General features: G+C 44.2%; 2 protein-coding genes. Both read right to left on the bottom strand.

What is annotated here, in order from left to right; translation table 11 throughout:
* Nucleotides 1-281, bottom strand: a 281-nt coding sequence (locus A3739_RS01650) for a radical SAM protein (protein WP_156502240.1), incomplete at its 3' end; no start/stop codon positions are given.
* A 56-nt stretch (nucleotides 282-337) separates the two neighbouring features.
* On the bottom strand, nucleotides 338-638 hold a 301-nt coding region (locus A3739_RS01645), incomplete at its 5' end, for a cyclic pyranopterin monophosphate synthase MoaC (protein ID WP_304440239.1).

The following is a 638-nucleotide window of genomic DNA, read 5'->3' as shown; positions in this document are numbered from 1 at the left end:
ATCGACGCGATGTTTTTGCATAATTCCACGACACCACTGCGAACAAGGGGCTCTCCACCTGTTAAACGGATCTTCTGAACGCCAAGCTCAACAAACGCACGCGCAAGAAGGTGCATTTCTTCAAGACTCAAGACTTCACTGCGTGGAACAAATGTCATCTCTTCATCCATGCAGTAAACACAGCGAAAATCACAACGGTCAGTAACTGACAAACGCAAATAGTTAATCTTTCGTCCAAAAGGATCAACTAGCGCTGTATTCGTTTGATTAGTCTGAGTCATAGATTGTCTCTAGTTTCGAACCGTCGTGTGTTTTAATGCCATTACTGGCAGTGCATTTAATTGTCTGCGTAGTAACTGCCGCTCTTACCGCCATGCTTTTCTAACAATCGAACGCCATTAACTTGCATCGCTTTATCAACAGCTTTACACATGTCATAAACAGTCAGCGCAGCAACGCTAACAGCTGTCAACGCTTCCATCTCAACACCTGTCTGCGCATTCAACTTACATGTACTAACAATGCGTAAGCGCGCCGAATCGTTGACGTCTTGCGGCTCAAAATCAATGCTCACAGCACTTAAATTTAAACCATGGCACAAGGGGACAAGTTCAGAACACTTTTTAGCTGCCATAATA

The sequence above is a fragment of the Oleiphilus sp. HI0067 genome, from assembly GCF_001635735.1.
Note: the sequence above shows the minus strand (reverse complement) of the source record. Positions and strands in the feature narration are given on the sequence as shown.